This is a genomic window from Yinghuangia sp. ASG 101, from assembly GCF_021165735.1.
In the GTDB taxonomy this organism is placed as follows: domain Bacteria; phylum Actinomycetota; class Actinomycetes; order Streptomycetales; family Streptomycetaceae; genus Yinghuangia.
In genome coordinates this window covers 6,803,233-6,821,118 of the sequence record NZ_CP088911.1, presented here as the reverse complement: position 1 = coordinate 6,821,118, position 17,886 = coordinate 6,803,233, and the positions used below count along the sequence as shown (strand labels likewise).

Genomic DNA, 17,886 nt, shown 5'->3' with positions numbered 1-17,886 from the left:
GTGCCGCAACGCGCCGCGCAAGGCGTCCGATGAGTCCGCCGGGTGCGCGGGTGCGGGGTTCGCGCCGTCGGTGCCCCCGGCCGACGGGAGCGGGGCGGGACCGGCCGGTTCAGCCCGTGGGGGAACTGTCCCGTTCGGCCGTCGTACCGGCGGCGGTGAAGGCGAAGAGGTGGGCCAAGTCGTCCTCGGTGGGGACTTCGCCTCGGAACAGGTAGTACTGCATGGAGGCGACCGCCGTCGTCGCGATGACCCGCGCGGCGCGGGCCGGGTCGGTGGCCCCCACGCCGGTCACGGGGGCGACGAACAACTCGGCGAGTTCGTCCACGAGGGCGACCGTGCCGTGGCGGGGGCCCGTGGTCGTCCCGGACGAGACCATCGTGGAGTTGCTGAGGACGGCGCGGGTCTTGCTGGCCAGGTCGGCGTCGGAGGCCTGCTTCATGATCGCGTCGACGCCGGCGTGGAGTTGCTCGCGAGGGCCGTCGGCCGCGGCGATGCGGTGGCGGACGTAGCTGACCACCGTGCGGGAGCCCTGCTCGACGATCGCCTCGACCAAGGCGTCCTTGCTGCCGAAGTAGCGGTAGAACGCGTCGTTGGAGAGCCCGGCCGCCGCCACGATGTCGGCCACCCGGGGGCCGCGGCGTCCGCCGTTCTCGACCATGAGCGCGAGTCCGGCTTCCATCAGGCGTTCGACGTCGGACTGCGCGGTCTCCTCCAGGCCCGCCACGCGGCGGCGGACCGCCCGCTGCGCGAGCGTCGGAGACTCGCCGCTCTGGTCACGGCGGTGCTGGGGGGACATGCGCGTATCCTAGCCCGCCGCGCGCCACCCGTTGTGCGCGCCCGTCACCAGGTGTGCAGGTCAGGCCACCGTCGCGGGAGACGTCTCCGGGGCGACGGCGTACCCGGGGGCGCGGCGGGTCCGGCGCACCGGGATCACGGACGCGACCGCCGCGGCGACGAGCGCGAGCGCGCAGCCGATGAGCATGCCGGTCCGGAAGGCGCCCTCCGACGGCACCGCGAGCCCGCCGCGCTCGACCGTCATCTGGGACAGGACCACGCCCACCATCGCGGCCGAGACCGACGTCCCGATCGAGCGCATGAGGGTGTTGAAGCTGTTGGCCGCCGCGGTGTCCGTCTCCGGGACGCCCGCCATGATGAGCGCGGGCATCGCGCCGTACGCCAGCCCGACGCCCATCGAGCAGACCGCCGAGACGATCATCACGGTCCACGGCGAACCGAGCATGACGACGGAACTCCCGTAGCCCAGAGCCAGGACGAGGCTGCCGACCACGAGCGTCACCTTCGGCCCGCGGGCGTCCGACAGCCGCGCGCCGACCGGGGAGAGCAGCATCATCACGAGCCCGGCCGGGGCCATCCACAGGCCCATCGCGAGCATCGTCTGGCCGAGCCCGTGCCCGGTGGACCTCGGGAGTTGGAGGAGTTGCGGCAGGATCAGCGCCTGCGCGTACATCGACAGGCCCAGCGCGATCGACGCGACGTTCGTGACCAGCACCTGCGGGCGGGCGGTCACGCGCAGGTCCACCAGCGGGTGCCTGGTGCGCAGTTCCCACCAGCCCCACGTCAGCAGGACGACCACGGCCGCGCCGCCGAGACCCAGCGTGGTGCCGCTCGTCCATCCCCAGTCGGCGCCCTTCGAGACCGACAGCAGCAGGCAGATGAGCCCGCTGCCGAGCACGCCGGCGCCGACGAAGTCGAAGGTGCCGCTGGCGCGCGGCGGCGTGGCCGGGACGCGCAGCCAGATCAGCAGGGCGATGACGCAGCCCAGCACGGCGGCGCCCCAGAACAGCGCGCGCCAGCTGGAGCGCTCCGCGACGATCGCCGCGAGCGGCAGGCCGAGTGCGCCGCCGATGCCGAGGGACGAGCTGATCAGCGCGATCGCGGATCCCAGCCGCTCGGGCGGCAGGAGATCGCGCAGCGCGCTGATGCCGAGGGGGACGATGCCCATGCCGATGCCTTGCAGGGCACGCCCGATGATCATGGTGGCGAGGGATCCGGCGAGGGCGCAGACCACCGAGCCCGCGATGAGCGGCACGGTGCAGACCAGCAGCATGCGGCGTTTGCCGTACAGGTCGCCGAGCCGCCCGAGCACGGTCGTGGCGACCGAGCCCGCGAGGAGCGTCGCGGTGACGACCCAGGTCGCGTTCGACGCGGAGGTGCCCAGCAGGCGGGGCATGTCACCGAGGAGGGGTACGACCAGCGTCTGCATCAGCGACGCGGTGATGCCCGCGAAGGCCAGCACGACGACGATGCCGCCGGGCTTTCGGGTGGGCGTCGGGCTGTGCACGTGCGTCCCTCCCCGAGGTCGGACGCCCGTGTGCGCCCTGCATATTATGTGCACAGTACACAGAATATGCGGCACGCACAACATGTGTAAGATGCACAACAGAGCGTGCGCACGTGCCGCCGTCGCCGCTCGGGGCGGGCACCCGACGGCCGTCGCCGCCGCGGGAACGGGAAAGGAACAGGCATGGCGGACAAGGCCACGGACCTGGTCGAGTACGAAACCATGCTGCTCGGCCGACACTTCACGATGACCGCGCGGGCCATGGGCGGCGAAGGCCACCTCGACAACAGCGCCTACGTACTGCTCACCCGCATCCGGGTCGAAGGCCCCCTGTCGCTCCGGCAGCTCAGCGAGACCTTCGGTCTGGACGTCTCGACGCTCAACCGCAAGACCGGCGCGCTGCTGCGCCGCGGCCTGCTCGAACGCATTTCCGACGCCGAGGGCGGCATCGCCCGCAAGTTCCGCCTCACCGAGGAAGGCCTGCGCCTCCTGGACGTCGAGCGCACCACGATGATCCGCGGCCTGGACCGCCTGCTGGCCGACTGGGACGCCGACGACGTCGCCGAGTTGGCGGCCTACCTCAAGCGTTTCAACACCACGATCGAACGCCTCGCGGAACGCCCCTGGCCGCGGCCCCGGCCCTAGGGTTCAGCGCCCCGGGTTCAGCGCAGCGCCTCGGCGCGTTCCATCTGCCGCAGCAGTGCGCCGACGCCTTCCTTGAGGCCGAGGTGGCGCTCCTCGACCACCTCGAGTGCGGCGGCACTCGTCGTCAGGGCCCGGACCAACACGGCGTCCGCGCGGTCGCACCGCGGCTCGGCGACTCCCTGGGCGAGCAATTCCGCCTCCGTCATCGCCAGTTGGCCCGGCTCGGGGCCGAACCACAGCCGTGCCGTGGACTCGGGGTGGTTGTGCAGGATCAGGGTGTCGACGCGGGCGGCGGCCAGGGCCTCCACCGTGGGGGTGAGCCCTTCGACGCTGCCTTCGCCGTCAGCGCGGCGGCGGCAGAACCGGTCGGCGAGGGCTTCGCGCGTATTCTCGCGGACCTGCTCGACGGCGTCGCGCACGGTCGACCCGTTCCTGCCCTCGGCCTCGACCAGCAGGTCGGACCACGGCCGGTCCAGGTGGGCGCGGAGCAGTCCGCGGGCCCGGGGGTCGCCGTCGACGGCGATGACGTCGGCGCCGATCCGGGCGGCGGTGCGCTCGACCTCCTCGGCGACGCCGCGCGCGTTCGCCTCCCACGTGTTCTCGGCCCGGCGCTGGAGACGCGGATGCGACCAGCCGCCGGCCTGCACCTTGTGGATCGGGGCGGTGTCGTCCGTCACCGGGGTGACCCTTCGGTCGGCCGCGTTGCCGTCGGCGTCCTCCGCGACCAGTTCCGCGCCGGTGCGGTCGACGTGCACGACCAGGCACGGCACGGGGGCGTCCACCTGCGCCAACAGCGGCATCACGTGCGGGAGAGCGCCGTAGTGCGCGGAGTCCAGGGGCGGCTCGGCCGGCAGCTCGTAGACCCCGGCGACTCTGCCTCGGGCCGCGAAGACCGCCTGGCCGTGGGGGTGCCCCCGGAAGCGGTCGTTGCCGATCACCGCGTCCATCGCGGCGAGCGTCTTCTCGTCGCAGCCGCGTTCCGCGAGCCGCGTGCGAAGTCCGCGCCACCGCAGGCTGATCTCCTTGGGCGCGTTCTCCACATCGCGGCGGGTCCCGACGTACGCCGTGGCCCACGGTCCGTCGTTTTCGTAGATCTCTCGCAAGAAGCTCAGGTTCACGTGCCTGCGGCTACCCGGGGATCGGGCCGTTATTCGACACGTCCCGCGGCCCGGTTCGTCGGGCCCGGACGTCCCGGACCTGCCGTCCGGGACGGGGCCGGCTCGGCCCGAACGATCGTGCGGGACGGCCGGTGGCGGCCGTCCCGGGCGGGGTCGGCGGGCAACTCCCGGGCGGTGCGGGCGCCCTCGGGTCGGGGAGCGGACGGACTCGCGTCGGCGGCGTCGTGGCATCGTCCGGGCGCGGAGCCTTAAGGCGCGGCGAAATGACGTTTACGCAGCGTTTTTTCCTTTTACCGGCTTTTTAGCACTTTGGCATGAATCGCCGTTCCTCGGCGGCACCGGGATGCCGCCGCGATCAGGCCCACCTCTACGATGGCGCCTTGCGGTCGGTACGCGGCGTGGGATATGGGCGGGGAAAGGCAGCGGGGACATCTGGTGACTGGCAAGGTGGGCATCAAGGACGTCGCGCGCCAGGCGGGCGTGTCCGTGGGGACCGTTTCCAACGTGATCAACAATCCGGAGATGGTCGCCGAGGAGACGCGGCTGCGCGTGCGCACGGTGATAGCCCAACTCGGCTACGTCCGCAGCGAGTCCGCACGCCACCTCCGGGCCGGCCGCAGCCGCATCGTCGCGATGCTGGTGCTCGACCTGGCCAACCCGTTCTTCGCCGACGTCGCCAAGGGCGCCGAACGCACGTTGCGGGCGGCCGGATTGGGCGTGATGGTCTGCAACAGCGCCGGCAGCGTCGACGAAGAGACCGACTACCTCGCTTTGTTCGCGGAGCAGCGTGTGCGCGGCGTGCTGGTGACGCCGGCCGACGGCAGCGGCCGGGCCGTCGACGCGCTGCGCTCGCGGGGCATCCCGTTCGTGCTCGTCGACCGCACGCTGCCGTTCGCGGACGGCTGTTCGGTCTCGGTCGACGACGTCATGGGCGGCACGCTGGCCGGCCGGCACCTGCTCGACGCGGGGCACCGGAGCATCGTGTACGTGTCCGGTTCGGGGCACCTCACGCAGGTCCGCGACCGCCTTCTCGGCGCGAAGGCCGCCCTACGCGAGGCGGGCCTGCCGGACGGCTCCGTGGTGCACATCGAGGCCGAACGGCTCGACGTCGCCTCGGGCCGGGACGCGGGCGCACGGCTGCTCGGCCTGACACCGCGGCCGACCGCGGTGTTCTGCGCCAACGACCTGCTCGCGCTGGGGGTGTTGCAGGCGCTGTACGCGGCCGGCGTGCGGGTGCCCGAGGACGTCGCCCTGGTCGGCTACGACGACATCGAGTTCGCCGCCGCGGCGGTGGTGCCGCTGACGTCGGTGCGCCAGCCCGCCGCGCACATCGGGCGTACCGCGGCCGAGTTGCTGCTCGACGAGACCGAGGACGTCGCGCCGCACGGGCACGCGCACCGGAGCATCGTGCTGCAGCCCGAGTTGGTGGTGCGCGACTCCAGCCGGGCGGTGCCGTACCCGCTGGCGGGGTGACAGGCGCCGTGCGGGGACCGGGAGTTCGGCCGTTTTCGGCGGGCCCGGTGTAGGGGACCGCCCACGGGGGAAAGCGTGTTCATTTCCACGGTATCCGGCAGATGCCGTCTTCACGTTCTAGGCTTCTCCGTTGAGGGCCATCGCGCCTTCGCTGGCACGACGGGGACGGGAGGGCCGAGACGGATGGACGTGAGGGACGCACGGAGGCCGGCGTACTGCGCCGCGCTTGCGGGGTATGTCGGCAACGCGGGTGAGACCGAGGGCAGTTCGTTCCCCGCCTCGTACGGCGCGCGCGGAGGCGCCATATGAGTACGAACCACAGCACCACGGACCACGAGGGAGCGGAAGCCGCCGCCAGGCGCCGCGCGGGCGCGGCGGTGCCGGCCCTGTCGTCGGAGGTGATCGAGGCCGCGCTGTACCGGGGGGCCGCGGACGACCCGGCGGCGGAGGCCGCGGCGTACATCCTCACCGAGGAGGGCACATTCGTGCGCCGCCCGGAGTTGTACGCGGGATGCCTGACCTGGACGGACGACGGCCGCTACGCCAAGGTCCAGTGGGACGCGCTGCGCGAGTTGGCCGACGACCCGGACAGCCCGTACGACGACGGGCTGCGCACCCTGCTGCTGCTGTGCTGCGGTCTGCACGACGACGGCCCGGTGCCGTTGTCGCGGCTGTCGGCGCTCGACACCACCAACGCGCGCATCGTGTCGCGCGGCATCCACATCGCCACCGGGAAGCTCCCGCTGTGGCAGGCCCTGGGCAGCGCTCCGTAGTGCGGTGACGCGTTCGGATCACACCCGGAAACGGCGGCCACGCAGGCCGCCGTTTCCTTTTGCCGGCACCACGGAATATCCGTTCTCCGGGCGGCGTCACACGATGTCCAGGGCACGCCACCGACATGACGACGGCGATATCCGCACCCGTTCTTTCGTTTTCCGGGCAGCCGAAACCGTATTTTCGGGATTTCCGCGGGGATATCCCGCGCGCCGCTCGTGTACCGGCACCTTCCCGGAAAAGCACAGATCACACCGGTGGCGAACGGCACTTCGAGTGCCCTCTGCCCGGATTCTACGGAGCCCCCGCGGCCGACGGAAGGGAAATTCTCGCACCGTGGCCCGGGGGCCGGGTACACATGTGCACGACGAGCTGAATTTCCTTCCCGACATCCGGATGACGGTGCTCGCAGGGGATATTGACGGGGGCGCGGAACGGTCTATCCTGCGATTTGCCTTTTGCCCTTCCATGGCCAAAGGCGGGGTAAACCGACGACAGTAAGGGTGTTCATGCTCGGGATTTCGGCAACGTTGGCGGCCAACGAGGCAATGGAGCAACGGCGCGCACGCGGTGAGCGGGTGCTGCCGATGGGCTTCGGCGAGGCCGGGCTGCCCGTTCATCCGCTGCTGCGCGACGAGTTGCGCGCGGCGTCCGGCCGCAACGCGTACGGGCCCGTCGCCGGGCTGCCGGAACTGCGCGCCGCGGCGGCCGGCTACTGGACCCGCCGGGGCCTGCGCACCGACGCCGAGCAGGTGGTGGTCGCGCCGGGCAGCAAGGCCCTGTTGTTCGCGATGCGCATGGCATGCGGCGGGGACGTCATCCTCCCCCGGCCCAGTTGGGTGAGCTACGCGGCCCACGACGAACTGCTCGGCTCCCGGGTGTGGCACGTCGACACGCCGCCCGGCGGCGGCGGGGTGCCCGACCCGGAGCGCGTGGCGCGGACGCTCGGCCTGGCCCGGGCGGCGGGACGCGAGATCCGGCAGGTCATCGTGACCCTCCCCGACAATCCGACGGGCACGATCGCCCGGCCCGAGATCGTCGAGAGCCTGGGCCGCGTCGCACGCGAGAACAACCTCACGGTCGTCTCGGACGAGATCTACCGCGAGGTCGCGCACCCGGGCCAATCCGTGGCGTTCCCTGCCCTGTTCGCGCCGGAGCGGACCGTGGTCACCGCGGGCCTCAGCAAGAGCCACGCGCTCGGCGGCTGGCGGCTCGGCATCGCGCGGTTCCCGGACAGCGCGCACGGGCGCAGGCTCCGCGCACACGTCCTCGGCATCGCCAGCGAGGTGTGGTCCACGGCCGCGGTGCCCGTGCAGCGCGCGGCGGTTCTGGCGTACGAGGAGCCGCAGGTGCTGGTCGAGCACGTCGCGGCGAGTGCGCGGCTGCACGCGCGCGTGGCCGAGGCGGTCGCGGCCCGGTGGGCGGCGCACGGCGCCCGGGTGACCGCGCCGCAGGGCGGGTTCTACGTCTACCCGGACCTGGACGCGCGCCGCGCGCACCTGTCGCGCAAGTGGAGCGTCACCACCGGCGCCGACCTGGCCGACCTGCTGCTCGACCGGCACGGCGTGGTGGTCCTGCCCGGCCACGTCTTCGGCGAGGCGCCCGAGGCACTGCGGCTGCGCGTGGCGACCTCGCTGCTGTACGGCACCGCCCCCGACCAGCGCGAGGCGGCGCTGGCCGCCGAGGAACCGCTGACCCTCCCGTGGATCGCCGCCGCGCTGCGGCACCTGGAGGAGGCATTGGACGACGTCCTGGGCACCGCCGAGACGGAGTAGGGCGCGTGACGGGCGCGGCGGGACGCGCCGTCCGGCGCCGACCGCCGCCTCCCGCCCTCGCGGTGCGGGGCCCCGCCCGCGACGCGGCGGTCCCGTTTCCCCGGCATCACCCAACTCCCCTGCGCACCGGGCGGACTCGCCGATGGAGTTCCCTCGAATCCGGCCGATTCCGATGGCCGCCGGGGATATTCGCCGAACAGGAGGTACAGACTTCCCCCACGGGAGGTGACCACTGTGCGAGAGACCGAACCCTCCTTCGCCGGTGCCGCGGGAGATCTCGGCGGCGGGGCGGGCCGGTTCGCGGCCGACGACGGCTCGTCGGACGGCCCCGAGTACGCCCGGGCCTTGCTGGCACCGGAGGGGGTTCCGGACCCGCACGCCCCGTCCGGTCGCGCACCCGCCGCGCGCCGGGCGATCCACCGCATCGGCGTGGAACTCGGGTGCGACGCGGCCGTGATCGAGGTCGGCGACGCCGACCGGGCGCGCGTCGTCGCGGGCCGCGGTCCGCTGCCCGAGGACGTCCTGACGCATCCGCACGTGCGGGCCGTGACGGCCGGGCGCCGCGTGTCCGCGACCGTGCACCGGGCCGGGCGGCTGCACCACGTCGCCGCGGTCCGGGACGGCACCGGCGAAACACTCCTGCTGGTGAGTGCGGACGCGCCCGGACCACCGGGGCTGCCCGCCGCCGTGGCGCGTACGGCGTGGGCCCTCGGCGTCCACGCACGGGCCGAACGCGCGGACCACGCCGACCGCGTCCTCGCCGACATGCGCCGGAGGTTCACCGAGACGGCGTTCCGGCTGCTGTGCTCGGGGCAGACCGCCGTCGCCCGGCAGATCGCGGAGGGGCTGGGCCGGACGCTTCCCGACCCCGTGCGCCTGTGCGTGCTGGAGGGCGTGCCCCGCGCCCTGCGCACGCGCTACCGGGACCACCCCGATGCGCTCGGGGCGTCGTTCTGGGCCTTCCGGGCGTCGGTGCGGCACGACGCGGTGGTGCTGCTCGCCCCGGCCCACCACGCCGCGGACCTGGAGGAGGTCGCCAACCGCCTCGTGCGGCAGGCCGGTTGCGCCGTCGGCCTGAGCACGACGGTGCCGCTGCGGGAGGTCGGCACCGGGTACGAGCAGGCGCTGCACGCGTTGTACGCGGCCGGATCGCACCCCGGCCGCTCGCGGTTCGAGTCGCGCACCAAGCTGGCCCTCCTCCTGGGGCCGGAAGCGGACGACTGGGCCCTGGACTTCCTGCGCCCACTGCTGGCGTACGAGCCGCCGCGCCGCACCGCGCCGGACGCCGACGAGTTGCTGCACACCACCCGCACATGGCTGCGCCTGGCCCAGCACGCCCCGCGCGGCCTCGACATCCACCGCAATACGACCCGCGAACGGCTGCGCCTGGTCTCGGAGTTGCTGGGCATCGACTTCGGCCGCATCGCGGACCAGTCGATCGTGTCGCTGGCCCTGCGCGTCCGCGAACGCTCACTGCCCGACGGCGGTCATGACGCGCCGCCGCCGGTCGCCGACGGAGCCGCCGTGCCCCTGACGGCACTTCTGGACTCGAGCGAGGCCGTCGCCTGGTCGGAGCGGCAGATCCGGCCGCTGCTGGCCCATCCCTCGGACACCGGACTGCGCACCGTGCGCTGCTGGTTGGCCCACGACGCACGGGTCGCCGCGACGGCCGAGACGCTGGGGCTGTCCGTCTCGGCGACCCGCAAACGCCTCGTCCGCACCGGCCGCGACCTGGGCCGCTCGCTCCTCGAACTCCCCGGCGCCCGCCACGACCTGTGGCTCGCCCTGCACATCCACGACCGCTCCGAGGCCCGGTCGCCGCACTCCCGCCGCTAGGTGGCGAAGCCATCTAGCCGGTGCTGCTACCTTATGGCGCGTGGATGCCGGACGGCGCGCCCAGTGGCTGCGCGGAGTGCTCGACCTGTGTGTGCTGGGGCTGTTGGCGGAGGGTGAGTCGTACGGCTACGAGCTGGTACGGCAGTTGGAGACGGCCGGGCTCGGTGACATCCGCGGCGGCACGCTGTATCCCGTACTGCTGCGGCTGCAACAGGCCGGGCTCGTGGCCGCCCGCTGGCGATCGGGCGATTCCGGTCCCGCCCGCAAGTACTACCGGCTCACCGCGAACGGCCGCACCGTGCTGCGCGACGAGGCGGCGCAGTGGCGGGACTTCGGCGGGCGTGTGGACGCGATTCTCCAGGGAGTGGTGACGTGACGGACGATTTCGGTTGGCTCGCGGCCCTCGCGGAGGAGCTGCGCCGACGGGGCCTCCTCCCGGAGCAGGTGGGCCAGGTCGTCGACGAGGCCGCCGCACACCTGCGCGACAGCGGCGAGCCCGCGGCCTCCGTGTTCGGCGCGGCGGACCGGTACGCGGAGGCCGTCGCGGACAGCCTCGGGCACCCCGCCACCCGCGGCCTCCCCCGCGCGCGTCCCGGTGGTCCGCTGCGGCTGAGCGCCCGCGGCATCGGGAAGCGCCACGGCCGCCGCCACGTGCTGCGCGGAGTCGACCTGGATGTCCGTGCCGGGGAAGTGGCTGCGGTCGTCGGGGCGAACGGCTGCGGCAAGAGCACGTTCCTGCGGATCTGCGCCGGCATCGCGTCGCCCGACACCGGCCACGTGGCCGTGGACGGCTCGGTCGGCTATTGCCCGCAGGACGCGGGCACCAGCGACTTCCTCAGCTCCGACGAGCACTTCGTCCTGGTCGGCGCGGGGCGCGGGCTGTCGCGGGCCCGGTCGCGCGACGACGGGCGCGGCCACGCGCGGTCCCTGCGCTGGGCGCAGCCCGACCCGGTCGCGGCGGGGCATCTCTCCGGCGGTACGCGGCAGAAGCTCAACGTCGTGCTCGCGGCGCTCGGCGACCCGGACATCCTGCTGCTGGACGAGCCGTACCAAGGGTTCGACCGAGGCTCGTACCTGGATTTCTGGGAGCGCATTTGGCGGTGGCGCGACGCGGGGAAGGCGGTCGTCGTCGTGACGCACCTGCTGGACCGCCTCGACCGGGTGGACACCGTCCTCGACCTGACCGAGACGGCGGCGCCCTCCGGCACGCGAACGGCGGCCCGGCGGGCCGGGAAGGGACGCGGCGGCCGATGACCGGCTCCTCCCCCACGGGCGGCGCGGCGGACACGGCGGCCCTCCCGGCCGACGCGATCGACGCGATCGACGCGATCGACACGACAGACAGGACCGACAGGACCGACACCACCGAGGTGGCCGCACGATGACCAAGCTGCTCGCCGTCGCCGAGGCGACCGCCCGCGAACTCCTGCGCCGACGCGGCGTGTTGGTGCTCCTGGCGCTGTTCCCCCTCCCGTTCTACCTGAGTCGGGCGAACGAGCACACGGGCCAGTCGATCCGCTTCCTGTTCCTGGGGCTCAGCTGGGCGGTGAGCGCGGCGGCGCTGTTCGTCGGGCACGGCGGCCGGGTCCTGGAACAGCGGCTGGGCGTCTCCGGCTATCGCGGAACGCACATATGGGCGGGCCGGGTTCTCGCGCTGTGGCTGCTGGGCCTCGTGCTGGCCGCGCCCTACCTCGTGCTCGTCGCGGTCGACCAGCCGGGCGTGCGCCTCGGGGCCATCGCGGCGGCGATGGCGCTGTGTGTGGCCGCGGCGGCACCGTTCGGGCTGTTGCTGGGGCAGTTGGTGCCCCGCGAGTTGGAGGGCGCGCTGTTGCTGCTGGTCGCGGCCGGGATGCAGATGATGATCGATCCGGCGTCGCCCGCGGCGCGGTTGCTGCCCTTCTGGTCGGGGCGTGAGATCGGGACGTACGCGATCGACCACACCGGCACGGACTTCTTCGTGCGCGGGGCCGCACACGGCGTGGCGGCCACGGCGGTGCTCGCCGCGGCGGTCGCGGTCACCTCGGCGCGGCGCATGCGGCGGCGACCGCACATGCGCCCGCTGTCGTCCGTGTGAGACCGCGCGGCCGTCCCGTCTCGCATGCGGGCGTCGGGGCGGGCCGCCGGGGCGGCCCGCCCGGTGCGCGCGGGTGGTGCGCGCGGGTGGTGACGCGGTCAGCCTCGGCCGGGCCCGAAGCGGGCGGTGAGTTCGCGTTTGTTGATCTTGCCGACGCCGGTGCGCGGCAGTTCGTCGACGATCTTGAGCACGTCGGGGGACTTGTACGCCGCCAGACCGCGCCCGGTCAGGAAGGCCTTGAGGTCCGGCAGCGTCGGCGCGCCACCGGAGGTGGCGGGGATGACCACGGCGCAGACGCGCTCGCCGAGCACGGGATCGGGCAGCGGGATCACCGCGACCTGCCGGACCGCGGGGTGCGCGGCGAGGTGTTCCTCCAACTCTCCGGCGGGGACGCCCTCGCCGCCCCGGTTGATGACCTCCTTGACGCGGCCTTCGACGACCAGGTGGCCGCTGGGGAGCCGACGGACCAGGTCGCCGCTGCGGTAGTGGCCCTGCGGCGTGAACGCGGTGGCGTTGTGCTCGGGGACGCGGTAGTAGCCGCGGATGGTGTACGGCCCGCGGACCAGCAGTTCGCCGATCTCCCCCGGCGCGACGGGGTTTCCGTCGTCGTCGACGACCAGGACCTCGTCGTCGTCGGTGAGCGGACGGCCCTGGGTCTCGGCGACGAGGTCCGCCGAGTCGTCGAGCCGCGTGAAGTTGAGCAGCCCCTCGGCCATGCCGAAGACCTGCTGCACCGTGCAGCCGAGGGCCGGGCCGAGGGTGCGCGCGAGGTCGGCGCTCAGGCGCGCGCCGCCGACCTGGAGCAGGCGCAGCGAGGAGCGGTCGCCGTCCTCCCATTCCCACGCCATCGACCACAGGTCGGCGACCGGCGGGACGACCGCGGTGACGGTGACGCGCTCGGCCTCGATGAGCGGGAAGACGACGTCGGGGCTCGGCGCCGAGGCGAGGACGACGGTGCCGCCGACGCCGAGGACACCCAGGATGCCGGGGCAGGACAGCGGGAAGTTGTGTGCGGCGGGCAGCGCGACGAGGTAGACGTCATCGCCGGTCAGCGCGCAGACCTCGGCGCTGGCCCGGGCGTTGAGGGCGTAGTCGTCGTGGGTGCGCGGGATGAGCTTGGGCAGCCCGGTGGTGCCGCCGGACACCAGGAGCAGGGCGACGTCGGACGCGTCGGGTCCCGCGAGCGGGCGCGGTTCGGCGTCGACGCGGTCGAGTGCGACGAATCCGTCGTCGGCCGGCCCGGGGTCGCCGGCGATGACGACGTGGCGCACGGACGGCGCGGAGTCGCGCAGGCCCCGGGCGAGTTCGCGGTGGTCGAAACCGGCGTGGGTGTCGGGGGCGACGTACGCGACGGCGTCGGCGAGGGCGGCCAGGTGCCCGATCTCGTGCGCGCGGTGGGCGGGCAGCGTGAGGGCGGGGACCGCGCCGAGGCGGAGCAAGGCGAGCAGGACGACGACGAAGTCGGCGGTGTTGGGCAGTTGGACGACCACCCGGTCGCCGGGGCGGATGCCGAGGTCCGCGAACCCGGCCGCGGTGCGTTCCGCGCGCCGGTCGAGTTCGGCGTACGTCAGGCGGGCGGACGCGTCGACGATCGCGGTGCGCTCGGGCCACGTGCGTGCCCAGGCGCGCGAGAGGTCGCCGAGGGTATCGCCGCGCCAGTGCCCCGCGGCGCGGTAGCGGCGGGCGAACTCGTCCGGCCACGGCGTCCAGCCGTCCAGCCGACCGGGGGCGGTCGCCCGTGCGGACTCGGGTTCGGGCTCGGAGAGGGCGGGGGTGGCGGTCATCGGTGTCCTTGTCGTCCGGTCGGGGCGGGTGGGGGCGGGGTCGGAGACGGGGGGCGCGGCGGCGCCGGCGCGTGCGGGGCGTCCCGCGCGTGGTGCCCGGGCCCGTGCCGGGAAGGCACGGGCCCGGGGTCTCCCGCGCGGCACGCGGTCCGCGCGGGAGACCGTGCCGGGGGCGGCCGGGACCTGCCGTCACCCGGCCGTCACAGCAGTGCCGCCGCGACCTCGTCGTCGGTGAGTGCGGCGACGTGGAGGTAGAGGCCGGCGGCCTGTTCGAGATCGGCGGGCGCGTCGTGGCGCTCGGCGAGGTGCCGGGCCAGTGCGGCGACCGTGCGCGTGCCGAACACCGCGCGCACGGTCACGTGGGTGGTGTCCAGGGCCTCGCGCAGGTGCCCGACGATGGCGGTGGCGAGGACGGAGTCGCCGCCCACGGCCAGGAAGTCGTCGTCGCGCCCGATCGGCCCGGTGCCGTCGGGGAGCGCCTCGGACCAGATCGCGGCGATGACCCGTTCGACGTCGGTGCGCGGCGGGTTGTGCGCCGCGTCGGTGGGACGCCGGTCCCACAGCGCGGTGAGCGCGCGCCGGTCGATCTTGCCGTTCGGGGTGAGCGGGAACTCGTCGAGCACCACGACGTGTTCGGGGACCATGTGGGGCGGCAGCAGGGCGCGGGTGTGCTCGACGGTCTGCTCGGGCGTCGTGCCCGGGGCCGCGGCGACGGCGGCGACGAGCGCGGGGCCGTGGATGCCGACGATGGCGCGCCGGACGCCGGGGGCGGTGGCGAGAGCGGCCTCGACCTCGCCGGCCTCGATACGGAAGCCCCGCAGCTTGAGCTGGTGGTCGCGGCGGCCGAGGAACTCCAGGGTGCCGTCCGGGAGATACCGGGCGAGGTCGCCGGTGCGGTACCAGGTCCGGCCGTCGACGGTCGGGAAGCGGTCGGCGGTGCGGGCGGGGTCGCCGCGGTATCCGGCGGCCACGCCGTCGCCGCCGATCCACAGTTCGCCGGGGACCCAGTCGGGGCGGTCGCGGCCCCGCTCGTCGACGACGCGGCAGCGGACGTTGCCCAGTGGCGTTCCGTACGGCACGGACCGCCACTCGGCGGGGAGTTCGGTACCCGCGGGCACCTCGTACACGGTCGAGTGGATGGCCGTCTCGGTGGTGCCGCCCAGGGCGATGAACCGGCACGCGGGGACCTGCGCGTGCAGGCGGGCGGGCAGGTCGACGGTGACCCAGTCGCCGCCCAGGAGCACGACGCGCGGGGAGTCGCCGAGCGCGCCGTCGCCCGCCGCCGCACCGGCGGTGAGCAGCATGTCGAGCAGCGGCGGCACGCAGTTGACGACGCTGACCCGGTGCCGGCGCACGAGTTCGACCCAGCGCGGGGCCTCGCGGCGGTCCTCCTCGGGCAGCACGACGACGGCGCCGCCGGCCGACAGGAGGCCGAAGATGTCGTACACGGACAGGTCGAAGTCGAGTGCGGACAGCCCGAGCGCGCGGTCGTCGGCGCCGATCGCGAAGCGGGTGTTGAGGTCGTCGATGGTGTTCATGGCCGCGCGGTGCGGCAGTTCGACGCCTTTGGGTTCGCCGGTCGATCCGGACGTGAACAGGATGTAGGCGGTGTCGTCCTCGGAGCCGGGCACGGGGGCGTCGAGCGGCTTCGGGTGCGCGGCGGCGGTGGCGAGCGGCAGGGCCTCGGCGACGGGTGACGCCCCGGTGCCGCCGTCGGTGTCGAGGACAAGGGCGATGCCGGCGGTCGTGTGGATGCGTTCGCGCCGGGCGGGCGGCTGTTCGACGCTGACCGGGACATAGGCCGCGCCGGCGGCCAACACCCCGAGGACGGCGATCACTTGGTCGGGCCCCTTCGGCAGCGTGACGCCGACGCGGTCGCCGGGGCGCACCCCGCGCTCGGACAGCGCAGCGGCGACGCGCAGCGCCCGGTCCGCGAGGCGGCCGTACGTGAGCCGCCCGGTCGGCGAACCGGCGGTGCCCGGCTCGTCGGTCTCGTCGTCGGTCTCGTCGTCGGTCTGGTCGTCGGTCTGGTCGTCGGTCCCCCACAGCACCGCGGGCGCGTCGGGGCGGGCGGCGGCGTGCGCGAAGAAGCCGTCGTGGAGCCGGCGGTGCGAGCGCGGCGCGGCGGTGTCGTTGGCCCGGTCGCGGACGGCGAGTTGGCTCGCGGGGGTGAGATTGCCGAGAGGGCGGTTCCAGTCCTCCGCGTGGGTGCCGAGGCGGGTGACCAGGTCGTGGTACGCGCCGAACATGGCGTCGGCGAGGCCGTCGGGGAACGCGTTCTCGCGGATGTCCCAGTTGACGAGCAGCCCGCCGCGCACCTCGGTGATCTGGGCGTCCAGGAGCACCTGCGGCCCCTGCGAGATGATCCACGTTGGCTCGCCGAACAGGCGTGTCACCGCGGGGTCGAACAGCTCGCCGAGGCCGAGGGCGCTGGTGTAGACGACGGAGGCGAGGACCTGTTCGCCCCGGGCGCGGGACAGGTCGCGCAGGACGTTGAGCCCGGATTGGTCGGCGTGCGCGGCGTCGGCGTGCATGCGGGCCTGGAGGGCGCGCGCGTGCTCGAGGAACGTGCGGGGCTCGGACTGGTCCACGTCGAGCAGCACCGATCCGGTGAAGTCGCCGACGAGGCGCGGCACATCGGGGTGGATCTCCTCGCGGTCGAACAGCGGGACGTTGAGCAGGAACCGTGATTCGGCGCTCCACGCGGCCAGGACGGTCGCGAACGCCGTCGCGAGTGCCATCGCGGGGGTGACGCCGTGGGCGTGCGCCTGCTCGGTCCAGCCCGCCTTGGCCTCCGGCGCGAGCCAGAGGTGGCGGCGGGTGACGCGCGTCATGTCGCGGGCCGGCGCGGTGCCTTCGGTGCCGTCGGTCGCCCCGGGGCCTTCCGGGCGCAGCGGGAGATCGGGGGCGCCGGGCAGGTCGGGGATGCGCTCGTCCCAGTAGGCGCGGGCGCGCTCGGCCGCGGCGGACCGCAGCGGGGGGCGCTCGGCGAGGTAGCGGCGGTAGTCGTACCCAAGCTCGGGCAGCGGACGGTCGGGGTGCTCGTAGAGGTGGGCGAGGTCGGCGAGGAGGGTGCGGTAGCTCAGGGCGTCCGCGGCGACCATGTCGACATCGAGGTGCACGCGGGCGCGCCCGCCGGGCAGCAGCGTAAGGCGCAGGTCGAACACCTGGCCCGCCTCGATGTCCAGGACCTGGTGCGAGCAGGAGTCGCGAATCACGTCGAGGCGTGCGGCCACGGCCGATTCGTCGAGGTCGCGCAGGTCTTCGACGCGGAGCACGGGCTGCGGCGGGGACGCCAGGATCTCCTGACGGCCGTCGTCGGTCACCCGGGCACGCAGCATCGGATGACGCGCGACAAGCGCCCGCGCGGCGGTTTCGAGCCGCGCGGGGTCGAGGAGCGCAGTCGAGCCCAGCGCGGGGTCGAGGAGCGCAGTCGGACCCAACGCGGGGTCGAGGAGCGCAGTCGGGCCCAGCGCGGGGTCGAGGAGCGCAATTGGACCGAGCGCGGGGTCGACGAGCGCAGTTGAACCCGGCGCCGGGTCGGCGGTCTCCCCGCCCGTGGCGGTGCCGTGGTCGAACTCCACGTAGAGGTGTGCGGCGACGCCGCCCAGCGCCTGGTTCTCGGACCGGCCTATCCAGTACGCGTGTTGCATGGTGGCGAGAGGGAACGTTCCCTCCTCGGCCGGGGATCCGGGGTCGGCCGGGGTGTCCGGCGCCGCCGTGGCCGCCTCGGGCGACACCCCTCCCTCGCCGAGCAGCGCGAGCCACGCGCCCACGCTCGGGTTCGCGGCGAGATCGGCGAACGTGACCTCGACACCGCGCCGACGCCAGCCGCCGGCGAGCCGCATGAGTCGAAGGGAGTCCAGACCGTGCGTGATGAGGTCGTCGTCGTCCCGCACGGATTCCGGTTCCACGTCGAGCAGTTGAGCAACGTCTCGGCGTAGCTCCTCGGCCGTCAAACGCACGCTGATACTCCTTTGCCGCGATTGTCCGGATCGTTCACATCGTGATGCCCCGGGGCTCGGACGCAGCCTTGACACTGATCCCAGGCGCCCACAAATATAGGCTAGGCAAACCTAACTTAGGCAAGGCTTCCCCCAGATGA

Annotated in this window: 14 protein-coding genes; 9 read left to right on the top strand and 5 right to left on the bottom strand. The window is 73.8% G+C overall.

Annotated elements, in window-relative coordinates:
• Positions 1–109: 109 nt before the first annotated feature.
• Positions 110–796, bottom strand: coding sequence for a TetR/AcrR family transcriptional regulator (locus LO772_RS29150; protein WP_231775002.1), 687 nt, complete (start codon positions 794–796; stop codon positions 110–112).
• A gap of 60 nt (positions 797–856) precedes the next feature.
• Positions 857–2,302: an MFS transporter gene (locus LO772_RS29145; protein WP_231775001.1), complete on the bottom strand. Its 1,446-nt coding sequence runs from the start codon at positions 2,300–2,302 to the stop codon at positions 857–859.
• A 183-nt stretch (positions 2,303–2,485) separates the two neighbouring features.
• On the opposite strand from LO772_RS29145, the gene LO772_RS29140 reads away from it, so the two are divergent.
• The gene (locus LO772_RS29140) at positions 2,486–2,947 is read left to right on the top strand and encodes a MarR family winged helix-turn-helix transcriptional regulator (RefSeq protein ID WP_231775000.1); all 462 of its coding nucleotides are present in this window, start codon (positions 2,486–2,488) and stop codon (positions 2,945–2,947) included.
• Positions 2,948–2,964: 17 nt separating this feature from the next.
• On the opposite strand, the gene LO772_RS29135 is transcribed toward LO772_RS29140, so the two are convergent.
• Positions 2,965–4,050 carry a baeRF2 domain-containing protein gene (locus tag LO772_RS29135; protein ID WP_231774999.1) on the bottom strand — a complete coding sequence of 362 codons (1,086 nt, stop codon included), beginning with the start codon at positions 4,048–4,050 and terminating at the stop codon, positions 2,965–2,967.
• A 450-nt stretch (positions 4,051–4,500) separates the two neighbouring features.
• Between LO772_RS29135 and LO772_RS29130 the strand changes: the two genes are divergently transcribed.
• The 8 genes from LO772_RS29130 to LO772_RS29100 all read left to right on the top strand — a co-directional run bounded on the left by LO772_RS29130 (position 4,501) and on the right by LO772_RS29100 (position 11,997).
• The gene (locus tag LO772_RS29130) at positions 4,501–5,538 is read left to right on the top strand and encodes a LacI family DNA-binding transcriptional regulator (RefSeq protein ID WP_231774998.1); all 1,038 of its coding nucleotides are present in this window, start codon (positions 4,501–4,503) and stop codon (positions 5,536–5,538) included.
• A 305-nt stretch (positions 5,539–5,843) separates the two neighbouring features.
• On the top strand, positions 5,844–6,311 hold the full coding sequence (locus LO772_RS29125; RefSeq protein WP_231774997.1) for a hypothetical protein: 468 nt from the start codon (positions 5,844–5,846) through the stop codon (positions 6,309–6,311).
• Positions 6,312–6,860: 549 nt separating this feature from the next.
• On the top strand, positions 6,861–8,087 hold the full coding sequence (locus LO772_RS29120) for a pyridoxal phosphate-dependent aminotransferase (protein WP_231774996.1): 1,227 nt from the start codon (positions 6,861–6,863) through the stop codon (positions 8,085–8,087).
• A 234-nt stretch (positions 8,088–8,321) separates the two neighbouring features.
• Complete coding sequence (locus LO772_RS29115) at positions 8,322–9,923, top strand: PucR family transcriptional regulator (protein ID WP_231774995.1); 1,602 nt, start codon at positions 8,322–8,324, stop codon at positions 9,921–9,923.
• A 40-nt stretch (positions 9,924–9,963) separates the two neighbouring features.
• On the top strand, positions 9,964–10,299 hold the full coding sequence (locus LO772_RS29110; RefSeq protein WP_231774994.1) for a PadR family transcriptional regulator: 336 nt from the start codon (positions 9,964–9,966) through the stop codon (positions 10,297–10,299).
• Positions 10,296–11,177, top strand: a complete 882-nt coding sequence (locus LO772_RS29105; protein ID WP_231774993.1) for an ATP-binding cassette domain-containing protein — start codon at positions 10,296–10,298, stop codon at positions 11,175–11,177. The genes LO772_RS29110 and LO772_RS29105 overlap by 4 nt, the downstream gene beginning before the upstream one ends.
• Positions 11,174–11,308: a hypothetical protein gene (locus LO772_RS35965; RefSeq protein WP_269453113.1), complete on the top strand. Its 135-nt coding sequence runs from the start codon at positions 11,174–11,176 to the stop codon at positions 11,306–11,308. The genes LO772_RS29105 and LO772_RS35965 overlap by 4 nt, the downstream gene beginning before the upstream one ends.
• Entirely contained in the window at positions 11,305–11,997 is a 693-nt protein-coding gene (locus LO772_RS29100; RefSeq protein WP_231774992.1) for a hypothetical protein, read from the top strand. Before LO772_RS35965 ends, LO772_RS29100 begins: the two co-directional genes overlap by 4 nt.
• A 98-nt stretch (positions 11,998–12,095) precedes the next feature.
• Here the strand turns inward: LO772_RS29100 and LO772_RS29095 are convergent, their stop codons facing one another.
• A complete protein-coding gene (locus tag LO772_RS29095; protein ID WP_231774991.1) occupies positions 12,096–13,781 on the bottom strand; it encodes a (2,3-dihydroxybenzoyl)adenylate synthase in 1,686 nt (561 codons plus the stop codon).
• 200 nt (positions 13,782–13,981) lie between these two features.
• Complete coding sequence (locus LO772_RS29090) at positions 13,982–17,746, bottom strand: non-ribosomal peptide synthetase (RefSeq protein WP_231774990.1); 3,765 nt, start codon at positions 17,744–17,746, stop codon at positions 13,982–13,984.
• Between the last annotated feature and the right edge of the window lie 140 nt (positions 17,747–17,886).

What these genes read in the sequence shown, in the direction of transcription:
- LO772_RS29120 (WP_231774996.1), top strand. Translation starts at nt 6,861, where the DNA reads ATGGAGCAACGGCGCGCACGCGGTGAGCGGGTGCTGCCGATGGGCTTC.
- LO772_RS29095 (WP_231774991.1), bottom strand. Translation starts at nt 13,781, where the DNA reads ATGACCGCCACCCCCGCCCTCTCCGAGCCCGAACCCGAGTCCGCACGG.
- LO772_RS29100 (WP_231774992.1), top strand. Translation starts at nt 11,305, where the DNA reads ATGACCAAGCTGCTCGCCGTCGCCGAGGCGACCGCCCGCGAACTCCTG.
- LO772_RS29150 (WP_231775002.1), bottom strand. Translation starts at nt 796, where the DNA reads ATGTCCCCCCAGCACCGCCGTGACCAGAGCGGCGAGTCTCCGACGCTC.
- LO772_RS29140 (WP_231775000.1), top strand. Translation starts at nt 2,486, where the DNA reads ATGGCGGACAAGGCCACGGACCTGGTCGAGTACGAAACCATGCTGCTC.
- LO772_RS35965 (WP_269453113.1), top strand. Translation starts at nt 11,174, where the DNA reads ATGACCGGCTCCTCCCCCACGGGCGGCGCGGCGGACACGGCGGCCCTC.
- LO772_RS29125 (WP_231774997.1), top strand. Translation starts at nt 5,844, where the DNA reads ATGAGTACGAACCACAGCACCACGGACCACGAGGGAGCGGAAGCCGCC.